At 63.9% G+C, this 6,832-nt stretch carries 5 protein-coding genes; all 5 read right to left on the bottom strand.

Translation table 11 applies throughout. From position 1 onward, the window contains the following. Positions 1 to 530 (bottom strand): MBL fold metallo-hydrolase (locus Q0J74_RS09650; RefSeq protein WP_297213958.1); only part of this gene is annotated, 530 nt, incomplete at its 3' end. A 68-nt stretch (positions 531 to 598) separates the two neighbouring features. Then, positions 599 to 1,891 (bottom strand): UDP-N-acetylglucosamine 1-carboxyvinyltransferase, encoded by a 1,293-nt coding sequence (locus Q0J74_RS09645; RefSeq protein ID WP_297213955.1) that lies wholly within the window; start codon positions 1,889 to 1,891, stop codon positions 599 to 601. A gap of 415 nt (positions 1,892 to 2,306) precedes the next feature. Next, the gene (locus tag Q0J74_RS09640; protein WP_297213952.1) at positions 2,307 to 3,320 is read right to left on the bottom strand and encodes a lipoate--protein ligase; all 1,014 of its coding nucleotides are present in this window, start codon (positions 3,318 to 3,320) and stop codon (positions 2,307 to 2,309) included. After that, on the bottom strand, positions 3,299 to 3,649 hold the full coding sequence (locus Q0J74_RS09635; RefSeq protein ID WP_363315579.1) for an arsenate reductase family protein: 351 nt from the start codon (positions 3,647 to 3,649) through the stop codon (positions 3,299 to 3,301). Before Q0J74_RS09635 ends, Q0J74_RS09640 begins: the two co-directional genes overlap by 22 nt. 28 nt (positions 3,650 to 3,677) lie before the next feature. Then, positions 3,678 to 6,689 carry a phosphodiester glycosidase family protein gene (locus tag Q0J74_RS09630; RefSeq protein ID WP_297213947.1) on the bottom strand — a complete coding sequence of 1,004 codons (3,012 nt, stop codon included), beginning with the start codon at positions 6,687 to 6,689 and terminating at the stop codon, positions 3,678 to 3,680. Positions 6,690 to 6,832: the final 143 nt, after the last annotated feature.

Raw genomic sequence — 6,832 nt, 5'->3', positions numbered from 1 at the left:
TAGGGTCCGGACCGGAGCCACTCCACGTCATGGTTTGCCTCGGCCACCAGCAGCTGCGCGCCCTGAATCCCCCGGCTCACCTCCTCCGTCACGTGGCCCAGATCGGTAGCCACCGCCAGCTTCCTCTCTCCGGCGCTGATGGCATAGCCGTTGCTCTGGTCGGCGTCGTGAGGGGTTGGAAAGGTCTCAATCTCCAAGCTCTCCAACCCGAAGCTCTCCCCCGGGGTGAAGGTGTGGAGCACCTCCTCCAGAAAGGGAATCCGGTAGCACAGCTGCCGGGCGGTCCCCCGGCTGGCATAGACCGGCAGGGCCAGCTGCTTGGTCAAGGTAGCCAGCCCGGCCATATGGTCGGTGTGTTCATGGGTAATCAGCACGGCGGACAGCGCCTCCGACGCCACCCCAAGTCCCTTCAGGGCGGTGGTGATCCGCCGGCAGGAAATGCCCGCGTCCACCAGAATATGGGTGGCGCCGTGGCTCACCAGCAGGCAGTTGCCGCTGGAGCCGCTGGCCAGGGTGCAAAGTTCCAGCACAAGCTCGCTCCTTCTCATAAAAAACAGGCGGGGGCGCTCCCCCGCCTGGGCGACGGTTCTTTCTTGTTTCAGCCCACCTGGCTCTGCTTCTCCTCGTCCGGCGTGACCACCACCCGGATATCCGCCCCCACACCGGAGAGCTTGCGGACAATGTCCTCATAGCCCCGCTCAATGTGGTGGATGCAGCCGATCTCCGTGGTACCCTGGGCGGCCAGCCCGGCAATGACCATAGCCGCCCCCGCCCGCAGGTCACAGGCCTGAATACGGGCGCCGGTGAGTTTTTCCACGCCCTCGATCACGGCAATTTTACCGTCCACCTGGATCTGGGCCCCCATCCGCCTAAACTCGTCCACGTAGCGGTAGCGGTTGTCCCAAACACCCTCAGTGAGGACGCTGGTTCCCTCCGCCAGGCAGAGCACGGCGGCAATCTGGGGCTGCATATCGGTGGGAAAGCCGGGATAGGGCAGAGTCTTCACATTGGTGCGGGTAAGCCTTCCGGTGCGACGCACCAGCACGGCGTCATCCCGCTCCTCCACCGTCACCCCCATCTCCAGCAGCTTGGCGGTGATGCACTCCAGATGCTTGGGAATGACGTTCTGAATCAGCACCTCGCCCCCGGCTGCGGCCACCGCGGCCATATAGGTCCCCGCTTCAATCTGGTCGGGGATGATGGAATAGGTGCCGCCGGAGAGGCGGTCCACCCCCCGGATCTTGATCACATCGGTGCCGGCGCCCATAATATCGGCGCCCATGGAGTTGAGGAAGTTGGCCAAATCCACGATATGGGGTTCCTTGGCGGCGTTTTCAATCACCGTCATTCCCTTGGCCAGCACGGCGGCCAGCATAATGTTCATGGTGGCCCCTACGGAGACAATGTCCAGATAGACATGGGTCCCCTGCATCCTGCCCTTCTCCGCCCGGGCGTGGATCAGGCCCCCCCGGACATCCACCTCGGCCCCCATGGCCACAAAACCCTTGATATGCTGGTCAATGGGCCGCCCGCCGAAGTCGCAGCCGCCGGGGGGCGGCACCTGGGCGGAGCCGAAGCGGCCCAGCAGCGCGCCGATGAGGTAATAGGAGGCCCGGATTTTCCGGGCCAGTTCCTCCGGCACCTGGGCATTGCGGATGTGGGAGCAGTCCACATCCACCGTGGTACGGTTCACCGTGCGCACATCGGCGCCCAGCTCCTGGAGAATATTGAGGATCAAGGTCACATCGCTGATCTGGGGAATATTTTCAATGCGGCAGTTCCCGTCCACCAGCAGGGCGGCGGGAATAATGGCAACCGCGGCGTTTTTCGCGCCGCTGATATCAATTTCACCAAACAGCGGTTTTCCGCCGTGAATCACATATTTTGTCAAAACAACAACCCTCTATTCCTTCCGCCGGAAGGGATTCACCCCTCCCGGGGTATCCAAGGGCCAGCCGGAGCCGGCCCGGTAAACACAAAACGGATCGGCACACGAAAATAAAGTGCGCTCCTATACGCATACATTATAGCATATCTCTTTGTAAAATCAAAGCTAATTCTTTCTCCGCTTTTCTGTCCACAGCCTTTCCGTTTTTTATGCGTTTTATACAGAAAGAAAGGGCGCGGTGCCTGCCCTCCGGCAGGCGCCGCGCCAGCTTGTCGAAAAACCTCCCCCGCAGGGAGCCTCACAGCGTTTTGTCGCCCACAGGCGACAGAATCAATTTGAGATCCGTCATGCAGTCTTTTGCAGGAAAAGGCCAACGGCCTTTTTCGGCAGTCTTGCGCGGATGGGAAATTGTGTTTGCCTATGAGAGGAGCAGGCGGCAGAGTCCGTCCGCATCCATTCCCCTGAGGTAGCGCCCCGGCTCCACGCCCTCCAGGCGCCGCCGCAGGGCCTGCTCCTCCAGAGGGCAGTCCAGCAGCAGCCCGGCCAGCTCCTCCGGCTCCTCCAGGCTGAAGTAGTCCCCGTAGATATGCAGCCGCCGCAGGGTACCCTGCTCCACGTCCATGTGGAGCTCCAGCTGGCCGCAGCCCTCCACCCGCCGCTTTTTGATGATCCGGCATGGGGGGGAGGCGCCGAAGTTCCACGCCCAGGTGCTGTAGCGTGTCTCCCGCAGCTCCTCCGTCCGCTCTCGCTGCTCCCGGGTCAGCGCCAGCTCCTCCATGGGATATCTGTCCCGCAGGGCCTGGCGCAGCCGGGCCAGAAACTCCTCTGTAGGCAACGCTCCCTTCACATAGGGCCGCACATTGGTCACCCGGCTTCGTACCGAGGACAGGCCCTTGGAGGTGATCTTATCCTCCGGCACCCGCAGGGCCTGGCCCACTACGCTCAGGTCGGAGTCATAGAGAATGGTGCCGTGGTGCATCACCCGTCCCCGCTTGACGTACTGGGAATTCCCAGAAAATTTTTTCCCGTCAATGGTCATGTCGTTGCGCCCGCTGATCCGGGCATCCACGCCCAGGGCGGCCAGAGCGTCGGCCACCGGCCGGCAAAAGGCGGAGAAGTCCATCCCGCCTCCGGCGTGAGGGGCAATGAAGGTAAAATTCACATTGCCCAAGTCGTGATACACCGCGCCGCCGCCGGACAGCCGCCGGGCCACCCGGACCCCGTGGGCCTGCACATAGGCCATGTTGACCTCCTGGAGGGTGTTCTGGTGCTTGCCCACCACAATGGTGTTGTGATTCCGCCAGAGCATGCAGCAGCTGCGGCTCTGCCCCGGCCCGTCAAACAGTACCTGCTCCAGAGCCAGGTTATAGTAGGGGTCGGTGCTGGGGCTCTCCAGGTAGAGCATGGTGCTCATCCCAGCTTTTCCGCCCATTCCGCCTCCCGGAAGCCCACCAGCACAAAGCCGTCTCCCACCAGGATGGGGCGTTTCACCAGCATACCGTCGGAGGCCAGCAGCTCCAGCTGCTCCTCCTGGCTCATGCCGGGCAGCTTGTCCTTCAGCCCCAGGGCCTTATACTGCAGGCCGCTGGTGTTGAAAAAGCGTTTCAGGGGCAGGCCGCTGGTCTGGAACCACCGGCTCAGCTCCTCCCGGGTGGGCCGCCGCTCTTTGATATCCCGCAGTTCGGTCCGGACCCCGTGGGCCTCCAGCCAGGCCAGAGCCTTCTTGCAGGTGCTGCATTTGGGGTAACAGAGAACCAGCATCATCATCTCTCCTTCCAACAATCAGACGTTACAGCATGGCGTAGAGCAGCTTGGCCACCTCGCCCCGGGTGAGCAGGCCGCCGGGCCGGATCTGTCCGTTGCTGCCGGTCACCACACCCTGGCCCACCAGGATTCCCATATACTCCGCCGCCCAGTCCGCCACCTGTCCGGCGTCGGTAAAGGCGGTCAGCTCCGCCTGAGCATAGCCCTTGGCCTGGGTCCGGCCCAGCAGGGTAATGGCCTCGGCCCGGGTGATGGTGGCGTTGGGATTGGCCATCAGGCCGCTGGCGCTCTCCGCACCCTGGAGCAGACCCAGGGCGTAGACCGCTTTCATCCCACTCATGGCCCAGTCTGGGATCTGGTCCTTATCCGCAAAGGGCAGCTCCACGCTGCTGTACTGGGTCAGGTCCAGCTCCAGCCAGTGGGCCACCATGGCCAGGAACTCCGCCCGGGTGATGTTCCGGTCGGGCTGGTACTGGGGAACCTCCCCGCCCGTTCCCTGGGAAATCCCCTGGTCGTAGAGGAAGGTGGCATAGGCCTCGGCCCAATGTCCCGTCATATCCCCGAAGGGGGAAACCCGCGGGGCGGAGGGGGTGAGGTCGGCGGAGGCCCGGGCCGGGTTCCCCGCGGCGTCCCAGGCAGTAAGGGTCACCCGGTGGTAGCCGGTGTCGGCGGCAGGCAGGGAAGCGGATAGGGTACCGGCACTCTCATTCCAAGTGAAGGGGATGCTCTCCCCGTCGTAGGTCAGAGTGACATGATCCTGTGGGATGGTTCTGGTGAGGCTGTCCGAAACGGTGGCGGTCAGCTGAGTACCGCTGAGCTTCAGGGTGATCTGGGGCGGAGTGGTGTCCTCCAGGTGTTCATTGGCGGTTACCAGCTGGTCCAGCCAGATGGTGCCGGTCTGCTTCCCCTCGCCGCCGCCGTAGACCACCGACAACTGGGTAATGGTCTCGGTATGCTCCGGCAACTGGACCATCACGTACTGCCAGCCGGTAAAGTCCAAGGCGGTGAGGAGGAAGGACCCGGCGTCCTGTCCGCCGGCGGTGGCCATCAGGGTATTTCCCGATCCGTCGCCGTACACCCACATACCCAGCCAGCCGTCTCCCTGGGGAATGGTCAGGGCGGTGTCCAGGGCGGCTATACCGGTCTCTCCCGCCTGATAGGTGAGCTTCAGGCTCTGTCTGCCGTTATGGACGTGCTCCAGGCCGGTCTCGGCCTGGACCGCGGCGGTGGTTGTGGCGGTAAAGGCGGAGAGGTCGCCCTCGCAGCTCTCCAGCTCCGCCACGTGTCCGGCCACAGTCACTTTAAAGGTGGCGCTCTTCCCCCCGGCCGAAACGATAAGGCTGCCGGTGCCGCTGCTGCTGCCCGCGGTAAACAGACCGTTCTGGTCCACGGTCCCCACATTCCCCTCCACACTCCAGGTGAAGCACGTGTCCTGAGCGGTGAGGGTCAGCTTGCGGTAGACGGCGGTGGCTTTCAGGTCCACCTGCTGGTTGGGGTCCAGGTTGAGGGCGGTCACCGCCGCGCCAGTGGCCTCATTGGTGAGGCTGATGGAGTCCGGAGTTTTGACGGTGGTCAGATAGGCGGTGCCGGAATAGGTGCCGTCGTCGGCGGTGACCTGGGAGAATCCGCTCTCCGCTCCGGCGGTGAACAGCCCGCTCTCGCTGACCGTACCGCCACCGTCGGACACCGTCCAGCTCACCTGTTCCCCTTCCGTCAGGTAGTAGGAGCTGTCCACTCCTGCGGCGGACAGCTGGAGCTGGGCGCCGGAGAGGAGCATCTGGTCACTGGGGGTCACGTAATAGCCCGCCAGCTCCCCGGTGGGCTGGAGGGTGGTGGTGAGGAAAATGGCGGTGCTGTTGGAGCGCTGGGACCCACCGGAGGGCTTGTTCACCACCTGCATTCCAGACTTGTCCGGATAGGTGGCACCGATGGTGGTGGAGCCGCCGCCGTCCATGCTGATGGCGTCCACACACCCCAGCTCCACCAAGCGCTGGGCCACCTGGGAGAGGGTAGCCCCCACGCTGTAGCCGGGCTGGCCGCCGTCCATGGCATAAAAGACCAGGGTGCCGTCCGCCTTGATGCCGATGGCGGAGCAAGCGGTGCGGGAGGCATCCAGCCCGGTGGCAATCTGGCCGCCGGTGACGATCTTGTACACGCCGCCCAGCGCTTCCACGGCGGTGTTCCACCGCTGGTCGCTGGAGGTGATGGAGAGGGTGACCTCATCCCCCGGCAGCAGCGCCCGCAGGGCGGCCAGGATGTTCGCGTCGTCGGCGGCGTTCATGGTGAGCACCGCCTTCCCCTCCGGGATGGCCAGGGCGCCGGTGGACTCCAGCACCTGGTCCACGGTGTAGCGCACCGTCTGGCCGATAGCGGGAGAGAGGGCGGTGCTCCCCGTCCCGTCGTCCACCGGAGTGAGCACCACGTCCACCCCCGCCTGGGTATTCTGGGTGGTGGCGGCGAAGTCGGAGGTGAGCAGGGTGAGTCCGCCCACCCCGTTCTTGGTGGTCTGGCGCACCTTGTTGATGGCACCTGTGAGGGGATAGGTCTGCCCGCCAAAGCTCACCGTGGTGGTCAGTCCGGTCTGGGCGATGAAGGCGGTGCCGTCCTCATTAAAGCCGATGGCCCAGGCGTCGGTGTAATAGGGGGTGGCCCGCACCACGCCGTCGGTGACCACCAGACCGGTGGTGGCGCCGGTGGCTACCACGTACCAATCCCCGTTGAGGCCGGAGACCACCCGCTTGCCCTGGCTCTCCAGGCTCTGGGCCATGGCCGACAGGGTGGCCTTGGAGAGTACCTTTTCCCCGTAGGCCACCGTGGGCGTCACCGCCTGGTTGGGAGTGTAGCTCACATAGTACTCGGTGCGCAGGTCGGAGTAGGTGTCGCTCCAGAAGATATTTTTTCCAATGGTGGTTCCCTGGGAAATGGGTACGCTGCTCTTATGTACGTCCCAGCCCAGGGCGTTGGAGGCGGCTGCCGCCGTCACCGTCATCACCAGGGCCAGGCCCAGGGCCGCGCCCCGCCGAATCGTCTGTTTCATCATGTTCCTCCTAGCTGTGATTCGCGGATGTGTAATCTGTGCATTATGTTAACACAAAAGCCCCCGCTTGTAAACAAGCGGGGGTCCAGCTTGTCAAAAAAGCCTCCCGAAGTTCGCGCCTGCCGGCGCGAAGAAAGTCAAAT

This window comes from uncultured Flavonifractor sp., from assembly GCF_944387675.1.
Classification (GTDB): domain Bacteria; phylum Bacillota; class Clostridia; order Oscillospirales; family Oscillospiraceae; genus Flavonifractor.
Note: the sequence above shows the minus strand (reverse complement) of the source record. Positions and strands in the feature narration are given on the sequence as shown.